Consider the following 18359-nt stretch of genomic DNA (forward strand, 5'->3'; position numbering starts at 1 on the left):
CCGGCCCGGCCGTTTCACCATGCACGACCTGGTCCGCGAGTACGCCCGGCACCGGGCCGGCTCCGCGGACCTGCGCGAGGAGCGGGCCGCGGCGCTGACCCGGGTGCTGTCCTGGTTCGTGACGGGCGCCGAGACCGCCGCCGCGCGGCACAATCCCGCCCGGATCAGGCTGCCCCCGGCCGGTCCGTTTCCGCCGTTCGCGACGGCGGAGGAGGCCACGAGGTGGCTCACCGCCGAACTGCCGAACCTGGTGGCGGTGGTGGAGACCGGTACGGCCCTGGGCCACCCGGATGCGGTGTGGCGCCTGGTCTTCGCCTGTCAGCCGTTCCTGAACGCCACGATCGAGCGGGCCACCATGCTCTCGCTGGGCCCGGCCGCGCTGGCCGCGGCCGAGCTCAGCACCGACCCCCGCGCGCGGCCGGCCGCCGAGCTGGTCATGGCCCACTCCTACACCACCAACGGGTACGACAGCCTGGGCCTGCCGCACGCGGAACGCTGCCTCGAGCTGGCCCGGCAGTCAGGCTGGCGCGAGCTGGAGCCGGAAGCACACAACGCGCTGAGCGTGTACCACCTGCTCGGCGGCGACCTGCGCAGCGCGGCGGAACACGCCCGGTCCGCGTTCGACGGCTCGATGGCGCTGGGCGTCGAGCCGCCGCAGTACCTCGGCAAGGTCGCCCTGATCGAAATGCTGATGGGCTCCCTGGCCGAGGCGAGCGACCACTTCGAACGCACCCTGGCCAGCCCCGGCCACCGCGCCGGCTACAGCCGGGCCATCACCCTGCTGAACCTGGCCGAGGTACGCACCCTCCAGGGCCGCCCGGCGCAGGCCGAACAGTTGCTGACCGAGGCGCTCGCGCTGCTGGAAAAGGCGGGCAACGCCCACGTCACCGCGCTGGCCCGGGCCGACCTGGCGGTGATCCGGTACGCGAGCGGCCGGCGCACCGAGGCCTGGGACCTGCTCGACCAGGCCCGCTCGGTGCTGGCCGCCTCAACCGACGTACTGGCCCGCACACAGCTGGCCGGCCGGCATGCCGACCTGCTGCTCGCGGCGGACCGACCGGCCGACGCGACCGAGATCCTCGAGCCCGCGCTCGCCGAGGCGGAGCCGTACGGCAACCACTACCCGACGACCCAGACCCTGATCACCCTGGCGCGGGCCTGCGCTCCGGCCGACCTCGACCGGGCCGCCGACTTCGCAGCCCGAGCCGTCGACGCGGCCCGCAAGGGTCAGTTTCGGCTGCTCGAAGGCCGGGCGCTCAACGAGGTGGCGCGGGTGCACCTGCTGGCGGGCCGGCGGGCCGAGGCCCGGGAGGCGGCCGACGCGGCCCGGCGCATCCATGAGGTGACCGGTCACGAACCCGGCCTGCGCGAGGCGCACCGGCTCCTCGCCGAGTCCGTCAGCGGCTGAAGAGACGAGAACGGCAGTATTACTCACCGATGGCCCGAGCTGATCTCCGAACCGGCTGCCATACAGCGGGCTGACGCCTCCGGCCACGATCGTACAAACGATCTGAGGCGGCGAGCATGTCGGCAGATCTGACCTTCGAAGCGAATCGCTCGTAGTTGTTCAGGAAGCCGTTCTCGTTCCCGCGGTTCTTCCTTTCTGCGTATACATACGGTTTTATGCAGGTCCAGACCTTCAACATTCGATCCTCAACCTGGACTGCGATGAAATCCCAGTCGGCTACACCGTATTCGGCCAGCGTGCTCAAGTGCTGGTAGTAGCACGCCACTTCGAAGGCATCTTCGAGTACCGGCGCAGGGAGCTGGGCGAAGCCCAGCCCGACCTCATGCTTCGGCAACTCCTCCAGCAGCGCGATCTCTGTCGCAGTGAATTTTCCCCTGCGCTGCTTCTCGAGTGCCTCCAGAACGATACGCATGAGATTGGCGTTGTGATTCAAACGAAGTGCCAGTCGGGCCAGGAACGTCGAAGTGGCCACAGCGGCCAGCGCGACCAGCAGAGCCAACACATTGATCAATTGCGGCTGTTCCAACGCAAGGCTCCCGTCAGCGCTCGCTCCTTGGGGGAAGTCCATCGGTCAGTCAAGCTTGAAACCGGCTTCGGGCGCAGCAGCTGGCACCTTCTCAAACTTCCGCTTCTGTTGCAGAATTTGCGGGTCGTTGGCGAAGCAACGGGCAGCGAGATGTTCAAAGCCATCGAGGAAGGGCGCTCCACGCCTGGCCCGCTCGGCATATATGTGAGCCTCCATCGCGCTCCACGCATGGCGCACCCGAAAGTTGATGCCGCCAACGAACATGAGCTCATCCACCGTGTTCAGTGCGATGAGGCCGCCGGTTGCGTTGTAATACCATGCAACTCGATATGCGGCGGTTCGCAGCGGTTCGGCGAGCCCTTCGAAGCCCAAAGACGCATCCACGGTGGGCAGAGTCTCGGTCACCAGGCGGTGCCGAGCTTGAAACTCGTCGCTGACGTACTCCTTGATCAGCAGTTCGATCATTACGGGCAGGTCGTTTGCTTTGCGCATTGACCGCACTTGAGCGCGGGTCAACGTAGAAGTGATGCCCAGGGCGAGCACGGAGACGACCATTGCCATCGCAGATACCAGGACTTCGGGATCCATGTTGGCATGGTGTCACCGTTCGGCAACTGTCCGTAATGACCCATCTGACACAACAGCAAAGGCCCGGACATCAGTCCGGGCCTTACGCAAGGGTGGAGCTGAGGGGACTCGAACCCCTGACCCCCACACTGCCAGTGTGGTGCGCTACCAGCTGCGCCACAGCCCCTTGCCTGTCCCCGGGATCCCCCGGGCACTCACGGAATAGTACACACCTTCCGGGCCCCCTCGTGCGGAGGGGGCGGCATGCGTGTCAGTTCAGTGAGACGTCCGGGGGGAAGTGGGCCACAGCGGCCAGGATGTCGCCCTGGCGGCGCAGGACCATGGCCCACAGGTCGTCCGGGCGGCTGACGAACGGGTCTCCCGGGAGGGCGTCGAAGACGAACCAGGAGCCGGCCGCGATCTCCTCCTCCAGCTGGCCCGGGGACCAGCCCGAGTAGCCCGCGAAGACCCTGATGCCGGCCACGCTCTCGCGCAGGCGGTCCGGGTCGGCCGACAGATCCACCGTGCCGAGCGCGCCCGCCACCTGGTGGAAGCCGGACACCCGCTTCTTCACCTGGGGGCGGGTGCGGGCCAGGCAGATCGCCGATTCGGGCTGCACCGGGCCGCCCTCGAACAGCACTGCCGGGTCGCCGGCCAGCTCGCCCCAGTTGCCCAGCACGTCCGCCACCGGGACCTCGGTCGCCCTGTTCAGCACCACGCCCAGCGCGCCGCCGGTCTCGTGGGCCACCAGCAGCACCACGGTGCGGTCGAAGTTCGGATCTTTCAGGGTCGGGGTCGCGACCAGAAGCTGACCGGTCATCGACTCCATCGAGCGACCTCCGATGCGCTGCTCTTCACTGAACACGGCAGCCCCACCTTCGCCCCAGGAGGCCTTCGGTCAACGCCATGCTTGGACATTAGCCTGCGTTTCCGGCCACCGATAAGGTCTGGCGCATGAACGAGCCACCCGCGGAGGCGGAGATCGGCGTCATCGGCGGATCGGGCCTCTACGCCCTCCTCGACGGCGCGACCGAGCATCAGGTGTCCACGCCCTACGGTCCGCCGTCGGATCCGGTCACCGTGGCCGAGGTCGGCGGGCGCCGGGTGGCGTTCCTGCCGCGGCACGGCCGGGATCACCGGTTCCCGCCGCACAAGATCCCCTACCGGGCCAATCTGTGGGCATTGCGGTCGCTGGGCGTACGCCAGATCATCGCGCCCTGTGCCGTCGGCGGGCTGCGGCCGGAGCTCGGTCCCGGCACCTTTGTGGTCCCTGACCAGCTCATCGACCGGACCAGCGGCCGCGAGCAGACGTTCTACGACTCCGGCGCGGTGCACGTGTCCTTCGCCGATCCGTACTGCCCGGACGGGCGGCAGGCCGTGTTGCGGGCCGGCGCGCGGATCGATCCGGTCGACGGCGGCACGATGGTCGTGGTCGAGGGGCCGCGGTTCTCGACCCGGGCGGAGTCGCGCTGGTTCACCGCGATCGGCGGCACGGTGGTCAACATGACCGGGCATCCGGAGGCTGTGTTGGCCCGCGAGCTGGCCCTCTGCTACACGGCGATCGCTCTGGTGACGGATCTGGACGCCGGGGTGGAAGGCGACCACGGGGTCACCCAGGAGGAGGTCTTCTCCGTCTTCGCCGAGAACACGGCGCGGCTGCGCGAGGTGCTGCTCGACGCGGTGCAGGCGCTGCCCACCGAGCGCACCTGCGCCTGTGGGAGCGCCCTGGACGGGATCAAGCTTCCCTTCGCGCTGCCCTGAGCCGCTTGGCCTCGTACATCTTGAGGTCGGCCGCGTGGATGAGGTCGTCGGCGGCGTCGCCGGCGACCAGGCCGACGCTGGCGCGTACCGCGATCGTCTTGCCGTCGATCAGCGCGGGCTGCGCGATCAGGTCGAGGAAGCGGTCCGCGAAGCGGCGGGCCGCGAGTTCGTCACCGGCTGCCACGAGTACGGCGAACTCGTCGCCCCCGAGCCGCGCCACGAGATCGTCCTCGCCGGCCGACTCCCGCAGCCGCGCGGCGACGAAGTGGAGCACCTCGTCGCCGGTGTGGTGCCCGTACGTGTCGTTGACGGCCTTGAAGCCGTCCAGGTCGATGAGCAGCACCGCCGCCCGGCAGTCGGGAGCATCGCGCATCCGCTCGGCGAACAGCCGCCGGTTGGCCAGCCCGGTCAGCGGGTCGTGGTCGGCCTGGTGGCGCAGCTGTTCGTGCAGCTCGCGGGTCTCGGTGACGTCGCGGGCGTTGGCCACCACGCCGTCGATGCCGGGTTCGCCGACCAGGTTGGTGGCGATCACCTCGAGCCAGCGCCAGGAGCCGTCGGCGTGCGCGAAGCGGGTCTGGTACGTCAGCGTGGCGCCGGCGGTGGCCAGCAGGTGACCTAGCCGCGGGCGGATCTCCTGCAGGTCGTCCGGGTGCAGAAAGGCGATCATGGGCCGGCCGAGGATGTCCGCCACGTCGTAGCCCAGTGTCCGGTGCAGGGCCGGGCTCGCGTAGGCCAGGCGCCCGGCCCGGTCGGTGATCGAGGTGATGTCGGACGAGTGCCGGACCAGCGAGTCCAGCCGGCGCTCGCGCAGGGTGATCTCCAGCAGGCTCTCGTCGAGCTTGTCCAGCAGGACGGCGTTCTCCGCGAGGGCCAGCACCTGCCGTACGACAACCAGCGCGACGTTGAGCACCAGCCCGGCCAGCGCTCCCCAGGCCTGGTAGCCCAGGCCGCTGTCGAGCAGCACCGCGACCAGCGCGACGAAGGTCACCAGGGTGGCCGAGTACGGCAGGACGCTGAAGCGGCGCGATCCGGGCCGCTGGAACATCCCGGGGTCGCGCTGCACCTGCCGGGCCTGGATCCGCGGCCCGACCATGAACAGGATCGCCGGCGTCACGAGCAGGATCAGCTGCCACGACAGCGACCCGGACGAGCCGGTGCCGGGCAGGACGGTGGTGGCGACTCCCTGGATGCCGGCCCCGGTGAGCATCACCACGGCGGCGGCCCGTGACATCGGGCTCACCCCGCTGAGCCCGAGCTTCACGGCGGCGAAGACCCCGGCCATGATCAGACCGGTGCCGAACACTGCGGTGACCAGCGTGTCGGTCCCGGCCGCGAGGAGCGCCGACCGGGTCACCAGGCACCAGGCCACGACGGCGAACGCGGTCATCGTGGCCGCCGCGTCCAGCAGGAAGCGGATCCGGGCGCGCCGGGAGCCCACCCCGGTGGGATAGGTCACGGTCACGCCGACGATCGCCGCGGCGCCGACCAGCAGAGCCACGGTCTGCACGACACCGACGGTGAGGGTGGTGGCCGTGGGGTCGAGCAGCGTCTGCACCACCTTGAAGGTGTCGCCGACGCTGAAGGCGGCCGAGGCGAAGGCGGCGGCGTTCCAGAACCGCCGGGGCACCGGCGGCGTCTGCGCCATCCGGGCGATTCGCCGGGCCAGCACGAACAGCCCCACGTCGGTGGCGAGCAGGCTCAGCCAGCCGACCAGCACCTGAAGGCGGTCGCCGCCCACCCCGAGGGCAAAAAACCCCACCAGACCCAGAGCCAGGGGTACGAGCACCCGCAGCACCGGATCACGCACTAGCGAGGGCCCCTGCACGCCGGAACGATCGACGCGCCGGGGCCGCACCTGAGGGATCAGCCGACCGGGCTCAGATCCAGCACGTACGAGTCGCCCTCACGGCGGAAGCCGAGCTTGTCGTAGTACGGCGAGACCATGCCGGGCGGGGTGACCACCGTCCGGCAGCCGCGCTTGAGGAAGAACTGGCTCTGCCGGTAGACGAACTCCCCGGGCGTGAAATCCCGGTACCTCTGCGTGACGTAGTCCAGCTGTACGCGCGCAACGCCGTCCTCGCTGGCCGCGAACAGCACCACCCCGACCACCTCGTCGCCGTTGACCACGAGGAAGGCGGCAGTGTCCCGGGCCGCGGCGTCCCAGCGGAAGCCCGGGTTGAAGCGGGCGATGTCCCGGCTGTGCAGCCGCAGCGTGTGCGCGAGGAACTCGTCGTCGGTACGCACCTCGACCACCTGGTACGCCTTCTCGTCGTGCCGCGAGGCGAGCATCCGGGCCAGGTACCAGACGTTGATCACCGCGAGGACCACGTTCAGGCCCACCATGGGCCACACCGCCAGCGCCGCGTTGAAGCCGATGAGCACGAGGCACCCGATCAGGTTCAACGCGCGCAGGCGCAGCAGCCGCGTCTGCAGCAGGGACCACACGAGCAGGGCCGAGCCGGTCCAGCCGATCACGTCGAGCCAGGTCATGTGCCCAGACTATGAGACGCGAATCGGCGCGGCCCTACAACCAGGCCGCTCCGAGGTAGAGCCGGTGGTCGCTGGCCGAGGTGTAGAGCGTGTCGCCCGTCGCCCCCGCGAAGTGCGGGGAGGTGAAGATGTAGTCGATCTTCCGGCCGCCGTACGGGTTGAAGGTGATCTCGTTGTCGGCCTCGTCGGCGTCCGTGAAGAAGGTCTTCAAGCGGGCGACGCCCGGCTGGTAGGGGAAGGCGTTGTAGTCACCGGCCGACAGCACCGGCCCGTTCCTGGTCAGCAGCCATTCATAGAGCGACGCGAGATCCTGCTCGTTGCCGAGCGCGACGCTCGTGGCGTTGTGCACGCTCGCGGCGAAGAGCTTCCGGCCTTTCACCCGGGCGTACATGCCGACCGAGCGACGACCCGAGGGCAGGACCCGGACGTGCTTCGAGCCGATCATGGACCCGCGGACGATGATCGCGATGCCGTACCTTTTATCAGGTTTGTCGCAGTGGTGGAGGGACTTGGTGGCAGTGAAGGCCGCCGAGTAGCCGCGCGGAAGTCGATCCGTGATGTAGCGGTACTGCGAGTAGCACACCTCCTGCAGAGCGGCGACGTCGATGGACCGGCGCTTGATCTGCTTGAGCGTGTAGGAAGCCGGCGCCATGGAGCCCTTGCTGCACATCACTCCGCACAGGTTGAACGCCATGGCCCGGATCAGCACCTTCGCCGAGGCGTGGGCGGCGGTCGGCGTCGCGACCACCGCCAACGCGCAGAGCCAGACCAGGAGACGACGCATAGCTACGACGATCGCCGCTATGGGGCCCACTTGCGTTGCCGGAATGTGCGACGACCGTCACCCGGCGGGCGATTTCTCCTCCGGGTCAGCGTCGGCAGCTCCGGTCCGCTCGCCGGCGAACATGCGGTCCTCGTCCAGCGCCGACGTCTGCACGACCAGCACGTCACACACGGCGTTACGCACGACTCCGGCCGGCACGGACCCCAGCAGCTGCCCCTGGCTCGCGCCCAGCCCCCGGTTCCCCACGACGATCAGGTTCGCCGGATTCGCACCGACCGTGTCGAGCAGCGCCTGGGCCGGGTCGCCCGCCACGAGCCGCTGCTCGATGTACCGCGCCCGTTCCTTGGTCAGCCCGGTGACGGACTTGGCGAGCGCCTCGCGTGCCGCCTCGGCGCCATGGATGTCGCGGTGCAGGCCCGCTGCGGCGCCTTCCGCCGGTTCGGCGCCTTCCCGGTACGCCGTGACGACGACCAGCCTGGCCTGCGCCGCCTGGGCCACCTCGGCAGCCCGGTCGACGGCGTACAGGCTGGTCGGGGTGCCGTCCGAACCGACCACGACCCGGTCGTACACGGTGATGCTGCGCTTGCTGCCGAGCGGCACGATCGGCGACTCGTCGGCCTCGTCGGGCGGGTTGACCCACAGCATCGCCACGGCGCCGATGCCCAGCAGGACGCCGGCCAGCATGATCGCGTTGCTGCCCTTGCCGCCGAGCAGGTGCTCGAAGATCCAGCCGAAGGTGATCGTCTGGATCAGCATCGGCACCACGATCATCATGTTCAGGATGCCCATGTAGACGCCGGTGCGCTTGGCCGGGACCATGCTGGCGACCATCAGGTACGGCACGCCGACCGCGCTGGCCCAGAAGATGCCCACCCCGATCATCGGCAGCAGGGCGACGTACTGGTTGTCGATGCGGGACAGCCAGACCAGCGACAGCGCGGCCAGGCCCAGCGCGACCGCGTGCACCCGCTTGGCCCCGATCCGGCGGGCGAAGCCGACCAGGAACAACGCGGAGACCATGGTGACGAAGTTGTACGCGGCGTTCTCCAGCCCGCTCCACCCGATCGCGGCGTCCCAGCCCGCCCCGCCCTCCTCCGGCGTGGCCCCGAACACCGTCTCGCCCAGGCTGACCGCCAGGAACTGCCAGTAGATGAACATGGCGTACCACTGGAAGAGGAACACCACGCCGATCTTGTGCATGGCGACCGGCATCACCTTGACGGCGTCCGCGATCTCCGCGACGGCGTGGTGCAGACCCTTGGGCGTGGCCCGGATCTCGCGGAGCTCCTCGTCCGACGGCGTCAGTTCCCGGGTACGCGCCATCGCGGTCAGCACGGTCAGCAGGATGCAGACGGTGCCGATCATGAAGCAGACGTACATCCAGTAGGGCACGCCGTTGCCGGCCTCCTCCTGCAGCGCGGAGACCTTCTGCAGGATGAACAGCGACAGGTTGGCCAGCACCGCGCCGGCCCCGGTGAACATGCTCTGGGTCAGGAAGCCGCGCGCCAGCTGGGATTTCGGCAACCGGTCGGAGATGAACGCCCGGTACGGCTCCATCGACGTGTTGTTGCCGGCGTCGAGCAGCCAGAAGCAGATGACGGCGAGCCAGAGGATGCCGACGAACGGGAACAGGAACAGGATGACCGCGCACAGCAGCGCGCCGGCGGTGATGAACGGGCGCCGGCGGCCCCAGCGCGGATGCCAGGTCCGGTCACTGATCGCGCCGATCAACGGCTGGATGATCAGCCCGGTGACCGGCCCGGCCAGGTTGAGGATCGGCAACTGGTCGGGGTCGGCCCCGATCAGCAGGAAGAGCGGGTTCACCGCCGACTGGGTGAGGCCGAAACTGAACTGGACCCCGAAGAACCCGAGGTTCATCATCAGCAGGGCGCGACCCGTCATGATTGGCCGGCGCTCGGCCTGGCCCACATCTGTCGAGACGGTGTCCGATGTCGTGGTGGTCATGGCGACCCTCCGGCCACTGTGATCAAAGTCACCTGTTTCTCGACGCTAAACCGATCCGGTGAGACCCGCAACCGATGTCGATACGTGGTGCAGCATGAGCGCCGAGGCACGCATCCACCTCGACGCCCCCCAGGGCTTGTAATAGCGTCGGTCCGAAGGTCACGGGCGTTCCGGCGTGACCCCACCTCCGCCGGTCGGTCGACACTGGAGAGGAGACGACGGTGAGCACATGGAAGACCATCGTGGTCGGCGTCGACGGATCACCCGGCAGCCGCAAGGCCCTGACCTGGTCCGCCGCCGAAGCCGCGGACCACGGCGCGGACCTGGTCGTGGTGAACGTGTGGGAACACACCCTGCTGCCCCCGGCGGGCAACGTGAGCGTGTCGGAGAGGTACGTCCCCGACCCGAGCCAGCGCACGGCCGACGATCTGCTCCAGGTCATCAAGGAGGAACTCGGCGACAACCCGGCGATCCTGATCAAGGCCCAGGTGAAACAGGGCCGGGCGGCCAAGGTCCTGATCGAGGAGTCGGAGAACGCCGACATGCTGGTGGTGGGAAAGCGCGGCCACGGCGGGTTCGCGGGGCTGGTGCTGGGCTCAGTGAGCCAACACGTAGCCGCATACGCAAAATGCCCGGTGACTGTGGTCCGCTAGGGCTCAGGCGATTTTTCGTTCAGTTTTAGAGCTTGTTCAGTTAAACTGAACACAGCATGAAACCGAACAGTCATCAGACGAGCAACCCCCGGAGCCGCCTTCTGGGCGTTGCCCGCGAGCGGCTGCTCGAATTCGGCATAACCCTCGATGTCGAGTCCGGCGAGCCTCAAGCCGATGCGGACATCGACGCCGTGGTCACTCTCTCTCGCGACGGACAGGGCCAGCAATACAGGGTCGAGCTGAAGGAAAGTATGACCCTCAGCGCCTTGATGCGTGGCCGAGGCGCTGTGGGGCCCAGCCGCGAATCACCCTTCCCGCTGCTGGTCATCGGGGACCGGATAAGCCAGCGCAGCGCCGCCGCCTTCCGCGATGCGGGGATCCAGTTCGTGGACCGGCTGGGAAACGCGTCCATCAGGTTCGCAAGCGTGCTGATCGAGGTGCAGGGTCGAACCGACTCGGTCAGCCAACGCTCCGAGGCCCCACACGATCCGGTCGCGCGGCAGCCGGCGAACATCTTCAGCTCGCGCCGCGCTCAGGTCATCTTCGCGTTGCTCACCTGGCCGGAGCTTGCCACCGCGAAGATCCGGGGCATCGCCGAAGCCGCCGGAGTCTCCGTCGGCCAGGTGCACGAAACCGTCCGTCAACTCCAGGAGACCGGGTTCATCGTGCCCGTTTCCAAGAGGCTGGACCGGGTCGAGGAGCTCCTCGAGCTCTGGACGGCCGCATATCCGACCGGGTTGGGCCGGCGGCTGGAGATCGCCAAGTTTCACGGCGACCCGGCTCGACCGGTCAGCGGGCTCAGAGCCGACCAGCCCTGCTATCTCAGCAGTGAGTCCGCAAGAGGCAGTGGGGTTCTGCGCCCCGCCACCCTGACGGTGTACCTCGACGACCTGGGTCCGAGGCTGCCGGCACTGAACCGGTGGGACGCGAGCCCGGACCGCCCGGCGAACATCTTCGTTCGACGTAAATTCTGGGCGTCCCCACACGCCGACGAGGAAAAGCCCGTCCCTGAGGGACAGAACGCGCCGTGGCCGCTGGTCTACGCGGATCTCCTGTCGACCAGGGACGCCCGGCTCAGCGAAGTGGCCAGGAATTGGAGGTCTCAGCATGCTCGACCCGGCGAAGTGTGACCCGGACCTGCTGCTGTTACCGGACACGGTGGTGACCAGGCTGCTGAGGCAGTCATCGAGCCTGCAACCCGAGGATGTCATGATCGTCGGCGCGCACTGCCGTGACATTCTGCGAAGCGCCTCGGGTCAGGACTCCGGGTTGCGCACGACGGAGGACGTCGACTTCGGCTTGGCCCTGGCGGACTGGGCGGCGTTCGACGAATTGACGAAGGAGCTCGAGCCGGCCGGCAACACGGGCATCCGATATCAGGTCGCCGATGTGCCGACCGACCTCATTCCCTTCGGCGACCTGGAAGATCCGTCGGGCACGATCAGGCCGGCGCGCCGGGAGCCGATCAACGTGTGGGGATTCAGCGAGGTCTTTCAGACCTCCCGGCCCCTCCCGCTGCCTCATGCCGGCACCATCCGCATTCCGAGCATCGCGGGCTACGCCGCCCTCAAGCTGGTCGCGTGGCTCGACCGCAGCGCCTGGGGCGCGTACAAAGATGCTTCCGACATCGCCACTGTCCTGCACTGGTATTCGGAACTGCCCGAGATCGCCGCGCGCCTCTGGGACACGGACCACGGTGTCGACATCCTGGTCGAGGAAAAGTCGGTCTATCCGGTTGCTGCCGCCCGAGTTCTCGGGCAGGACATCGCCGAGGCCATCGGGAGTGCCCGTCTGGCCGAGCTTGCCGCGCGCTGGCCCGGCCCACGAGCCGATTCTTTGTACGCCGAAATGAACATGACGAACACATTCCTGTGGCCCCGGGCCGTCGAGGACCGGAAGCTTCGTGTGCAGGCGATGGAACGCGGTCTGGGCATCACCTCAGTCGCCTGACCGGCCGTCGTTCAGTTCGGCTGAACGTCTCTCTGGGCGAGGCGCTGGACCTGCCCGTCATGCACAGAGCGCACCCACTCCCACCCCGGCTCAGCCGACGGACCGACCCGCGGATCATCGACATCGCGCCCCTCCCGCAAGGCGAGCACATAGGCCCGATCCCGTTCGATCCGCGCACGCACCTGATCAGCCCCGCCCACCGACCCATGCCCAGGCACGAGAACATCGACGCCGCCCGCCGCACCTTCCAGCAGGCGTACCGCGTCCAGGTAGTCCTCGATCGGGTCAGCGCCGCCCATCAGATCAAGCATCGGAACCAGCACGTCAGACAGCATGTCGCCGGCAACGAGCACACCCCGCTCCTCGATCAGCAGCGCCGCGTGCCCCGCCGCATGGGCTTGGTGCTCGATGATCCGGATCTGCGGACCGTCCCACGGAATCTGCTCCGCCCCGGCGGGCAGGCCGGCGATCCGGCCGAGCAGCTCCAGCGGCACCTGCTCGACGATGTCCTGCGGTATCAGCGCAGCGACACGGGCCTTCGCACCCGCGTCCGACAGCCGGGCCCGGACCATGGCCGCACAGCCGGCCGTCCCGTAACGAGGCGCCGGGCCGAGCGCGGTATGCCAGAGCAGGTGGTCCCAATGCGGATGCGTCGAGAAGCCCGCCACCACAGCCCACCCCGACTCGGACAGGTCATTCGCCAGGCAGACCATCTCATGGTCCTGCACCCCGGCGTCGATGAGCAGCACGCCGTCCCGGCCCTGCACGACAACGGCATTACTCCGGCAGAACGCACTTTCATGGACGTGCACACCCTCCGCGACCTGCCTCAGCACGGTGGCTCCCTCCACTTGTGAGCGAAGCCGATCAGGCGACCTCAGCCTGGATGGTGTCATGGGTAACCGGCCCGCGTCAGACCATCGGCCGCGTCGTCATGGCGGCGATCAAGGACGGCCACTGACGCTTGACATTGTCGCATGCTATGACTCATTGTCTTGGGACAAAGCTTGCGACATTCGGAGGTGGCGACATGCGTGAGGCAGACCGCGCGGAGGCTGGGCGGTGGCTGGCCCGGCACGGCTTGACCGAGGCCGAGCCGACCCCGCTGATCGCAAGGCGGCTGGCGGTGCGGCGGCGGGCCAAGGTGGCCGACAGTGCTCTGCTGGCCGCGTACCTGATGGGCGCAGCCCTCACGCACGTGCTGGCGCTGCCCGCCGACGCCTCCTCCTCCTGGCTGCCGCTGCTCGCGCTGGCGGCCTTGGTGGTCGCGCTGCTGGTGGCGCAGTGGCTGCTCGCCGCCTGGGTGCGGCGCGCCGACCGGCAGGCCGGCGCGCAGCTGCCTAAGCGGGTGGCCCATCCGGTCCAGCTCGGCTGGGCGGCGGTGCTGGGCCGCCCGTACGCCGTCTTCACGGTTGCCACCTTCACCGGCGCCTTGCTGCTCGCGCTGAGCGTGCTGCCGGTCGCGGACCCCACCCTGCGGAACGGCGCGATTGTCGTACTGATCGGCCTGGCCGGCGCCGCGACCGGGACCGTCCTGCAGCTGCGCCAGGTGCTGGCGAGCCCGGCCGTGGCGGAGGACGCGGCGTCGCTCACGGCCGATGTCATCATGCGGGTCGAGGACGCCCGCGCCCTGGTGACACCCAGCCTGGTGTGGTCGCTGCCGGCCATTTTCCTGTACGGGGATTCGCTCGGCTGGTGGAACGCGGTCTCCCTGGCCCTGATCGTGGCGGGCGCCATCGCCCTCTACCTGATCCAGGCGCGGACCACGGGTGTCGGAACGGCGGCCCGGCGAGCTCTGACCACCTGATGATCGTCATCGACACGGCCTCGCCGATGCCGCCGTACGAGCAGCTCCGCGCCCAGCTCGCCCGGCAGATCCAGGACCGTTCGCTCGCTGTCGGCGCGCGATTGCCGACGATCCGTCGGCTCGCGGCCGACCTGGGCCTCGCCGTGAACACCGTCGGCCGGGCGTACCGGGCGCTGGAGGAGGCCGGCCTGATCGAGACCCGCGGGCGGGCCGGCTCGTTCGTCTCGGCCTCCGGCGAGCAGGCCCGCGAACAGGCCCACCGCGCCGCCCGCGAGTACGCGGCGCTCATCGCCAGCGTCGGCATCGATCGCACCGAAGCGGTCCGGATCGTCGAGGCAGCCCTGGCCGTGCCGGCCACCGGCCGGCCTTAAGCCACTTTGCCCTCGAAGACCGGGAGGGTGAGCGCCGAGTGCTCGGGCCGCCCCTCGGCGGGCGGCAGGGAGTCGAGACCACGCAGCATCTCGTTACGCTTCACCATGGCTTCCTCGGTACGCGGGAAGAGGGTGGAGTCCCCCTCGCCGACGAGGTTCTGGTTCAACTCGACGAACGGCCGGGTGGCGTCCTCGAAGGCCGCGAAGGCGGCTTCATGGTCCGCACCGGTGGCCAGGGCGTCGGCGAGCATGTAGGCGCCCACCAGGCCCAGGCTGGTTCCCTGCCCGGTCAGGAACGACGGGGCGTAGGCGGCGTCGCCGACCAGGGCGACCCGTCCGGTGGACCACCGGGGCATCCGGATCTGACTGATCACGTCGAAGAAGAGATCGTCGGCCGAGCGCATGGCCGCGACCATGCGCGGGATCTCCCACCCGTCATCGGCGAAGACCGATGCAACGAGCTCACGCTGCGCCTCAGGGTCGCGGAAGGCCTCGTACGGCGGCTCCTCCCGGTCGAAGGTGAGGAAGCCGTGCACGTCCCGGCGGTCGCCGACCGCGTAGACCGCCGCACCCCGGCCGGGGCGGCTCCAGGTCAGACCCTCGTGCGAGAGGCCGAGCTCGTTCGGCATGGTGAAGCCGGCGAAGCAGTGGCCCAGGTACCGGTGGAACTGCGCCTCGGGCCCGAAGGCCAGGCGCCGGGTGTTCGAGTGCAGGCCGTCCGCGCCGACGACGAGATCAAAAGTGCGCTGCGCCCCGCTGCGGAAGGTCACCTCGACCCCGCCCGGACGCTGGTCGAGGGACGCGATGCTGTCGTCGAACCGGAACTCCACATCGTCGCGGACCGTGGCGTACAGGATCTCGGTGAGGTCGCCCCGGGGAACCTCGATGTCCCGGCCCTCGACCCCGCGGACCACGACGTCCGGCTTGACCGAGGTGATCACGCTGCCGTCCGGGTTGAGAAAGGTCAGCCGCTCCGTGTGGATGTGGGCCTCCCGCAGCTTCGGCAGGACCCCCATCCGCCGTACGACCTCCAGCCCGGTTCCGCGGATGTCGATCGGATAGCCGCCCCCGCGGATCGCGTCCGCCTTCTCCACGACCGTGACCTCAAAACCGCGTCGTCGCAGCCAGTACGCCAGTGTGGGACCGGCGATACTCGCGCCGGAGATGAGTACCCTGCTCATGACTTACCTCCCAGGTAGCTACCTCAGGTATCTATCCCGGAAACTATATACCTAACTTAGGTATCGAAACGAGCGTGATGACCGACACCACCGACGAAGCAGAGTTCGACCTGCTGGCAGTGCTGCCACGCCTGAGCCAGCTCGGCACGGTGATGAACCGGAGCCGGCTCATCGAACGCGCCACCGAGAGCGCCGGCGCCGACCTGGACCGCCCGGCAATCTCGGTACTGGTCACGCTGCACATGGGAGGCGGCCCGCTCCGGGTCGGCGAGATCGCCAAGCGCATGCAGGTCGTCGGCCCGCACGTCACCCGCCAGGTCCACGAACTGGAACGGCGCGGGCTGGCCCGGCGGATCCCGGACGCCCTGGACCAGCGGGCCCGGCTGGTCGAACTGACTCCGGACGGAACGGCGGCAGTGGGGCGCTACATGGGGACGGTGCTGGGTCTGCTGGGCGACGTTCTGGCCGACTGGTCGCCGGAGGACCGCCGAACTTTCGGACGTCTGCTCGAACGCTTCGCCACCGACCTGACCACCCGCCTCCAGACCCTGGACAACGAGTAGCCGAAACGAAACTGCCCCGAGCCGACCGACCGAGCGGACCACAGCACGAGCACAACCACCGCACGAGCGCGACCAAACCGCACGAGCGCGACCACCGCACGAGTGCAACCACCGGGCGAGCGCGACCAAACCGCACGAGCGCAACCACCGCACGAGCACGACCACCGGGCGAGCCGACCACCGCACGAGCGCAACCAAACCGCAGGAGCGCGACCACCGCACCGCGGGGCTTCCGGGGGCTCGGCCCCCGGAGCAGAAATGACGAGGCCCCCCGGTCCGCGCTTTCCGCGGACAGGAGGGCCTCGGGACCTCGTGGAGGTGCCGGGAATCGAACCCGGGTCCTTCGGTGTTTCGTCAGGGCTTCTCCGAGCGCAGCTCACTATGCCTCTACTCGGCCCCGGCGTTCACGTGAGCAAGATGCCGTGACGGGCCCAGTCGCTGATTAATCTCGCCGTGCGGTCCCCGCGACCGGGACCGGTTGGCCAACCTTCTAGCTGATGCCGGAAGTCTGAGACGAAGGTGTTCTCAGCCCGACAGAGTCGCTACTCGCCTCAGGCGGCGAGAGCGAACTCAGCGCGATTGGAATCGGCGCTTATTGGTTTCCGACGATCGATTCTCGAGACGACGTCGGCTTCCTCGGCTCGCTTCCCCTGTCTCCACGTACGAAGTCGAAACCAGTCACCCCCCAGTTGTGTACCCGCCAACTCTAACGCGTCCGGCCCCGGACTTCATTCCGGTATCAGCCCAGCCGGCACGGCGCGCCGTCGACGGTGCAGGAGGTCGGCTGGATCTGGCCCCTGACCTGCTTCGACGCTTCGAAGCCGAGCATCGCCGTGGCGCCCGGGGCGAGCGGGCCGCCGGTGAAGACGAAGGTGTTCCCGTCGCGGCTCAGCTGGGCGTTCCAGGTGTTGCCGACCCGGACACCGGCGTCAGGGTTGTAGCTCACCTTGACCGTCCAGGTGCGGGCCGGGCCGCTCTTGTTGGTGATCTGGACGCCGGCGATGAAGCCCCGGTCCCAGCTCCGGCCCGTCCCGTATGCCGCCGTGAACGAGGCTGCGGGGGGTGCCGGTGGTGGCGTCGTCCGCCGCGGCGCCGGCTTCTTGCTCGGCGACCGGGAAGCACGCGGGGAGGACCGGACCGGTTTCGGCGAGGCCGAGGAGGGCGACGCCGAGGTCGGCACGGCGGAGGGCGGCGGGACGGACGTGGGCGGGACGGAGACCTCAGCGCCGCCGAGGGGCACCGTCGGCTGGACCATCAGCGGAACGCGGCCGTCCGCCTCGGCCGGGCCCACGGCCCGGATCGCCACCCAGGAGACCAGGACCACCAGGAGCGTGGCTGCCCCGGCGATGAACGTGTACCGGCGCAGGGGGATGACGGTGTTGTGCTTGCCGGGCAACTGCGGTCCCTTCGCGCGACGGGTGAGCCGCGGCGACATTACCGGTCAGGCCATGCCTTTGCTACGTCGGCCCAGCGCCTTGTTGATCTCCTTCTGCGCGTCCCGGGCGGCCAGGTCCTGGCGCTTGTCGTACGCCTTCTTGCCCTTGGCCAGGCCGAGCTCGACCTTGGCGTACCCGTTCTGGAAGTAGACCGACAGCGGCACCAGGGTGAGGCCGTCCTCGCGGAGCTTGCCCATCATCTTGTGGATCTCGTCGCGCTTGAGCAGCAGCTTGCGGACCCGGCGGGGCTCGTGGTTGGTCCAGGTGCCCTGGGTGTACTCCGGGATGTGCATGCCGTGCAGGAAGATCTCGCCGTTGTTCTCGTGGCCGAACGCGTCGACCAGCGACGACCGGCCGGCGCGCAGCGACTTGACCTCGGTGCCGGTCAGCACCATGCCGGCCTCGTAGGTGTCGAGGATGGCGTAGTCGTGCCGAGCCTTGCGGTTCGAGGCCACGACCTTGCGCCCCTGTTCGCGTGGCATCGGTCTGCTCCTTGCTGATGGCGGCAAAAAGAAAGGCCCGGCCGATCGGCCGGACCCCTCAATGGTACGCGCGGAGCCTCAGCAGAGGCATCCGGGTAAATAGTCGAGCGGGTTCTTCGGTACGCCGCCGAAGCGCGTCTCGAAGTGCAGGTGGAAGCCGGTGGAGGCGCCGGTGGTGCCGACCCGGCCGATCACCTCGCCGCGCCGCACGTACTCGCCGGGGTTGACCAGGATCTTGGACTGGTGTCCGTAGCAGGTGGAGAAGCTGCGGCCGTCGCGCTTGCCGTGGTTGATGCAGGTGTAGTTGCCGTACCCCCCGCTCCAGCCGGCCTGCACGACCCGGCCGCCGGCCGCC

General features: G+C 69.0%; 20 protein-coding genes, 1 tRNA gene and 1 other RNA gene. 8 read left to right on the top strand and 14 right to left on the bottom strand.

Going from position 1 to position 18359, the window contains the following annotated elements; genetic code table 11:
* On the top strand, positions 1 to 1408 hold a 1408-nt coding region (locus AB0C29_RS06925), incomplete at its 5' end, for a tetratricopeptide repeat protein (protein ID WP_360816272.1).
* A 19-nt stretch (positions 1409 to 1427) separates the two neighbouring features.
* Here AB0C29_RS06925 and AB0C29_RS06930 read toward each other — a convergent pair.
* The 4 genes from AB0C29_RS06930 to AB0C29_RS06945 all read right to left on the bottom strand — a co-directional run bounded on the left by AB0C29_RS06930 (position 1428) and on the right by AB0C29_RS06945 (position 3390).
* A complete protein-coding gene (locus AB0C29_RS06930) occupies positions 1428 to 2036 on the bottom strand; it encodes a hypothetical protein (RefSeq protein WP_360816275.1) in 609 nt (202 codons plus the stop codon).
* A 3-nt stretch (positions 2037 to 2039) separates the two neighbouring features.
* Positions 2040 to 2582 carry a hypothetical protein gene (locus tag AB0C29_RS06935; protein WP_360816278.1) on the bottom strand — a complete coding sequence of 181 codons (543 nt, stop codon included), beginning with the start codon at positions 2580 to 2582 and terminating at the stop codon, positions 2040 to 2042.
* A 93-nt stretch (positions 2583 to 2675) separates the two neighbouring features.
* A tRNA-Ala gene (locus tag AB0C29_RS06940) sits at positions 2676 to 2748 on the bottom strand.
* A gap of 84 nt (positions 2749 to 2832) precedes the next feature.
* Positions 2833 to 3390, bottom strand: a complete 558-nt coding sequence (locus tag AB0C29_RS06945) for a YqgE/AlgH family protein (protein WP_212992554.1) — start codon at positions 3388 to 3390, stop codon at positions 2833 to 2835.
* Positions 3391 to 3515: 125 nt separating this feature from the next.
* On the opposite strand from AB0C29_RS06945, the gene AB0C29_RS06950 reads away from it, so the two are divergent.
* The gene (locus tag AB0C29_RS06950; protein WP_360555350.1) at positions 3516 to 4322 is read left to right on the top strand and encodes an S-methyl-5'-thioadenosine phosphorylase; all 807 of its coding nucleotides are present in this window, start codon (positions 3516 to 3518) and stop codon (positions 4320 to 4322) included.
* Here the strand turns inward: AB0C29_RS06950 and AB0C29_RS06955 are convergent.
* The 4 genes from AB0C29_RS06955 to AB0C29_RS06970 are packed head-to-tail and all read right to left on the bottom strand — an operon-like array spanning position 4297 to position 9561.
* Positions 4297 to 6147 (bottom strand): diguanylate cyclase domain-containing protein, encoded by a 1851-nt coding sequence (locus AB0C29_RS06955; protein WP_360816281.1) that lies wholly within the window; start codon positions 6145 to 6147, stop codon positions 4297 to 4299. The genes AB0C29_RS06950 and AB0C29_RS06955 overlap by 26 nt on opposite strands.
* Positions 6148 to 6185: 38 nt before the next feature.
* The gene (locus tag AB0C29_RS06960) at positions 6186 to 6812 is read right to left on the bottom strand and encodes a hypothetical protein (RefSeq protein ID WP_360816284.1); all 627 of its coding nucleotides are present in this window, start codon (positions 6810 to 6812) and stop codon (positions 6186 to 6188) included.
* Between the two features lie 34 nt (positions 6813 to 6846).
* Positions 6847 to 7596 carry an endonuclease/exonuclease/phosphatase family protein gene (locus tag AB0C29_RS06965; RefSeq protein WP_360816287.1) on the bottom strand — a complete coding sequence of 250 codons (750 nt, stop codon included), beginning with the start codon at positions 7594 to 7596 and terminating at the stop codon, positions 6847 to 6849.
* 57 nt (positions 7597 to 7653) lie between these two features.
* On the bottom strand, positions 7654 to 9561 hold the full coding sequence (locus AB0C29_RS06970) for an MFS transporter (protein WP_360816290.1): 1908 nt from the start codon (positions 9559 to 9561) through the stop codon (positions 7654 to 7656).
* A gap of 221 nt (positions 9562 to 9782) precedes the next feature.
* Between AB0C29_RS06970 and AB0C29_RS06975 the strand changes: the two genes are divergently transcribed.
* Genes AB0C29_RS06975 through AB0C29_RS06985 form a run of 3 tightly spaced genes read left to right on the top strand, consistent with a single transcriptional unit; the run spans position 9783 to position 12164 of the window.
* Positions 9783 to 10214: a universal stress protein gene (locus AB0C29_RS06975; protein WP_360816293.1), complete on the top strand. Its 432-nt coding sequence runs from the start codon at positions 9783 to 9785 to the stop codon at positions 10212 to 10214.
* A 56-nt stretch (positions 10215 to 10270) separates the two neighbouring features.
* Entirely contained in the window at positions 10271 to 11344 is a 1074-nt protein-coding gene (locus AB0C29_RS06980; RefSeq protein ID WP_360816296.1) for a type IV toxin-antitoxin system AbiEi family antitoxin, read from the top strand.
* Complete coding sequence (locus AB0C29_RS06985) at positions 11322 to 12164, top strand: hypothetical protein (RefSeq protein WP_360816299.1); 843 nt, start codon at positions 11322 to 11324, stop codon at positions 12162 to 12164. Before AB0C29_RS06980 ends, AB0C29_RS06985 begins: the two co-directional genes overlap by 23 nt.
* An 11-nt stretch (positions 12165 to 12175) precedes the next feature.
* On the opposite strand, the gene AB0C29_RS06990 is transcribed toward AB0C29_RS06985, so the two are convergent.
* On the bottom strand, positions 12176 to 13000 hold the full coding sequence (locus AB0C29_RS06990; RefSeq protein ID WP_360816302.1) for an MBL fold metallo-hydrolase: 825 nt from the start codon (positions 12998 to 13000) through the stop codon (positions 12176 to 12178).
* Between the two features lie 194 nt (positions 13001 to 13194).
* Here AB0C29_RS06990 and AB0C29_RS06995 point away from each other — a divergent pair, with 194 nt between their 5' ends.
* Together AB0C29_RS06995 and AB0C29_RS07000 are read left to right on the top strand one after the other, a co-directional pair.
* Positions 13195 to 13971 carry a hypothetical protein gene (locus tag AB0C29_RS06995; RefSeq protein ID WP_360816305.1) on the top strand — a complete coding sequence of 259 codons (777 nt, stop codon included), beginning with the start codon at positions 13195 to 13197 and terminating at the stop codon, positions 13969 to 13971.
* Positions 13971 to 14342, top strand: a complete 372-nt coding sequence (locus AB0C29_RS07000) for a GntR family transcriptional regulator (protein WP_360816308.1) — start codon at positions 13971 to 13973, stop codon at positions 14340 to 14342. Before AB0C29_RS06995 ends, AB0C29_RS07000 begins: the two co-directional genes overlap by 1 nt.
* On the opposite strand, the gene AB0C29_RS07005 is transcribed toward AB0C29_RS07000, so the two are convergent.
* Positions 14339 to 15523 carry an FAD-dependent monooxygenase gene (locus tag AB0C29_RS07005; protein ID WP_360816311.1) on the bottom strand — a complete coding sequence of 395 codons (1185 nt, stop codon included), beginning with the start codon at positions 15521 to 15523 and terminating at the stop codon, positions 14339 to 14341. The two genes, AB0C29_RS07000 and AB0C29_RS07005, sit on opposite strands and share 4 nt — an antisense overlap.
* A 77-nt stretch (positions 15524 to 15600) precedes the next feature.
* Between AB0C29_RS07005 and AB0C29_RS07010 the strand changes: the two genes are divergently transcribed.
* On the top strand, positions 15601 to 16086 hold the full coding sequence (locus AB0C29_RS07010; RefSeq protein WP_360816314.1) for a MarR family transcriptional regulator: 486 nt from the start codon (positions 15601 to 15603) through the stop codon (positions 16084 to 16086).
* A 310-nt stretch (positions 16087 to 16396) separates the two neighbouring features.
* Here the strand turns inward: AB0C29_RS07010 and ssrA are convergent.
* The 4 genes from ssrA to AB0C29_RS07030 all read right to left on the bottom strand — a co-directional run.
* Positions 16397 to 16772, bottom strand: a transfer-messenger RNA (tmRNA) gene (ssrA, locus tag AB0C29_RS07015).
* A gap of 53 nt (positions 16773 to 16825) precedes the next feature.
* Positions 16826 to 17482 (bottom strand): cellulose binding domain-containing protein, encoded by a 657-nt coding sequence (locus AB0C29_RS07020; protein ID WP_360816317.1) that lies wholly within the window; start codon positions 17480 to 17482, stop codon positions 16826 to 16828.
* Between the two features lie 45 nt (positions 17483 to 17527).
* Positions 17528 to 18004: an SsrA-binding protein SmpB gene (gene smpB, locus AB0C29_RS07025; RefSeq protein WP_212986325.1), complete on the bottom strand. Its 477-nt coding sequence runs from the start codon at positions 18002 to 18004 to the stop codon at positions 17528 to 17530.
* 78 nt (positions 18005 to 18082) lie between these two features.
* The coding region (locus AB0C29_RS07030) for a M23 family metallopeptidase (protein ID WP_360816320.1) at positions 18083 to 18359 on the bottom strand (277 nt) is incomplete at its 5' end.

This window comes from Actinoplanes sp. NPDC048791 (assembly GCF_040650095.1).
GTDB lineage: Bacteria > Actinomycetota > Actinomycetes > Mycobacteriales > Micromonosporaceae > Actinoplanes.

Coding starts and splice junctions, on each gene's coding strand:
- AB0C29_RS06930 (WP_360816275.1), bottom strand. CDS start 2,036: ATGGACTTCCCCCAAGGAGCGAGCGCTGACGGGAGCCTTGCGTTGGAA.
- AB0C29_RS07010 (WP_360816314.1), top strand. CDS start 15,601: ATGACCGACACCACCGACGAAGCAGAGTTCGACCTGCTGGCAGTGCTG.
- AB0C29_RS06965 (WP_360816287.1), bottom strand. CDS start 7,596: ATGCGTCGTCTCCTGGTCTGGCTCTGCGCGTTGGCGGTGGTCGCGACG.
- AB0C29_RS07000 (WP_360816308.1), top strand. CDS start 13,971: ATGATCGTCATCGACACGGCCTCGCCGATGCCGCCGTACGAGCAGCTC.
- AB0C29_RS06945 (WP_212992554.1), bottom strand. CDS start 3,390: ATGGAGTCGATGACCGGTCAGCTTCTGGTCGCGACCCCGACCCTGAAA.
- AB0C29_RS06970 (WP_360816290.1), bottom strand. CDS start 9,561: ATGACCACCACGACATCGGACACCGTCTCGACAGATGTGGGCCAGGCC.
- AB0C29_RS06980 (WP_360816296.1), top strand. CDS start 10,271: ATGAAACCGAACAGTCATCAGACGAGCAACCCCCGGAGCCGCCTTCTG.
- AB0C29_RS06950 (WP_360555350.1), top strand. CDS start 3,516: ATGAACGAGCCACCCGCGGAGGCGGAGATCGGCGTCATCGGCGGATCG.
- AB0C29_RS06935 (WP_360816278.1), bottom strand. CDS start 2,582: ATGGATCCCGAAGTCCTGGTATCTGCGATGGCAATGGTCGTCTCCGTG.
- smpB (WP_212986325.1), bottom strand. CDS start 18,004: ATGCCACGCGAACAGGGGCGCAAGGTCGTGGCCTCGAACCGCAAGGCT.
- AB0C29_RS07005 (WP_360816311.1), bottom strand. CDS start 15,523: ATGAGCAGGGTACTCATCTCCGGCGCGAGTATCGCCGGTCCCACACTG.
- AB0C29_RS06960 (WP_360816284.1), bottom strand. CDS start 6,812: ATGACCTGGCTCGACGTGATCGGCTGGACCGGCTCGGCCCTGCTCGTG.
- AB0C29_RS06985 (WP_360816299.1), top strand. CDS start 11,322: ATGCTCGACCCGGCGAAGTGTGACCCGGACCTGCTGCTGTTACCGGAC.
- AB0C29_RS06995 (WP_360816305.1), top strand. CDS start 13,195: ATGCGTGAGGCAGACCGCGCGGAGGCTGGGCGGTGGCTGGCCCGGCAC.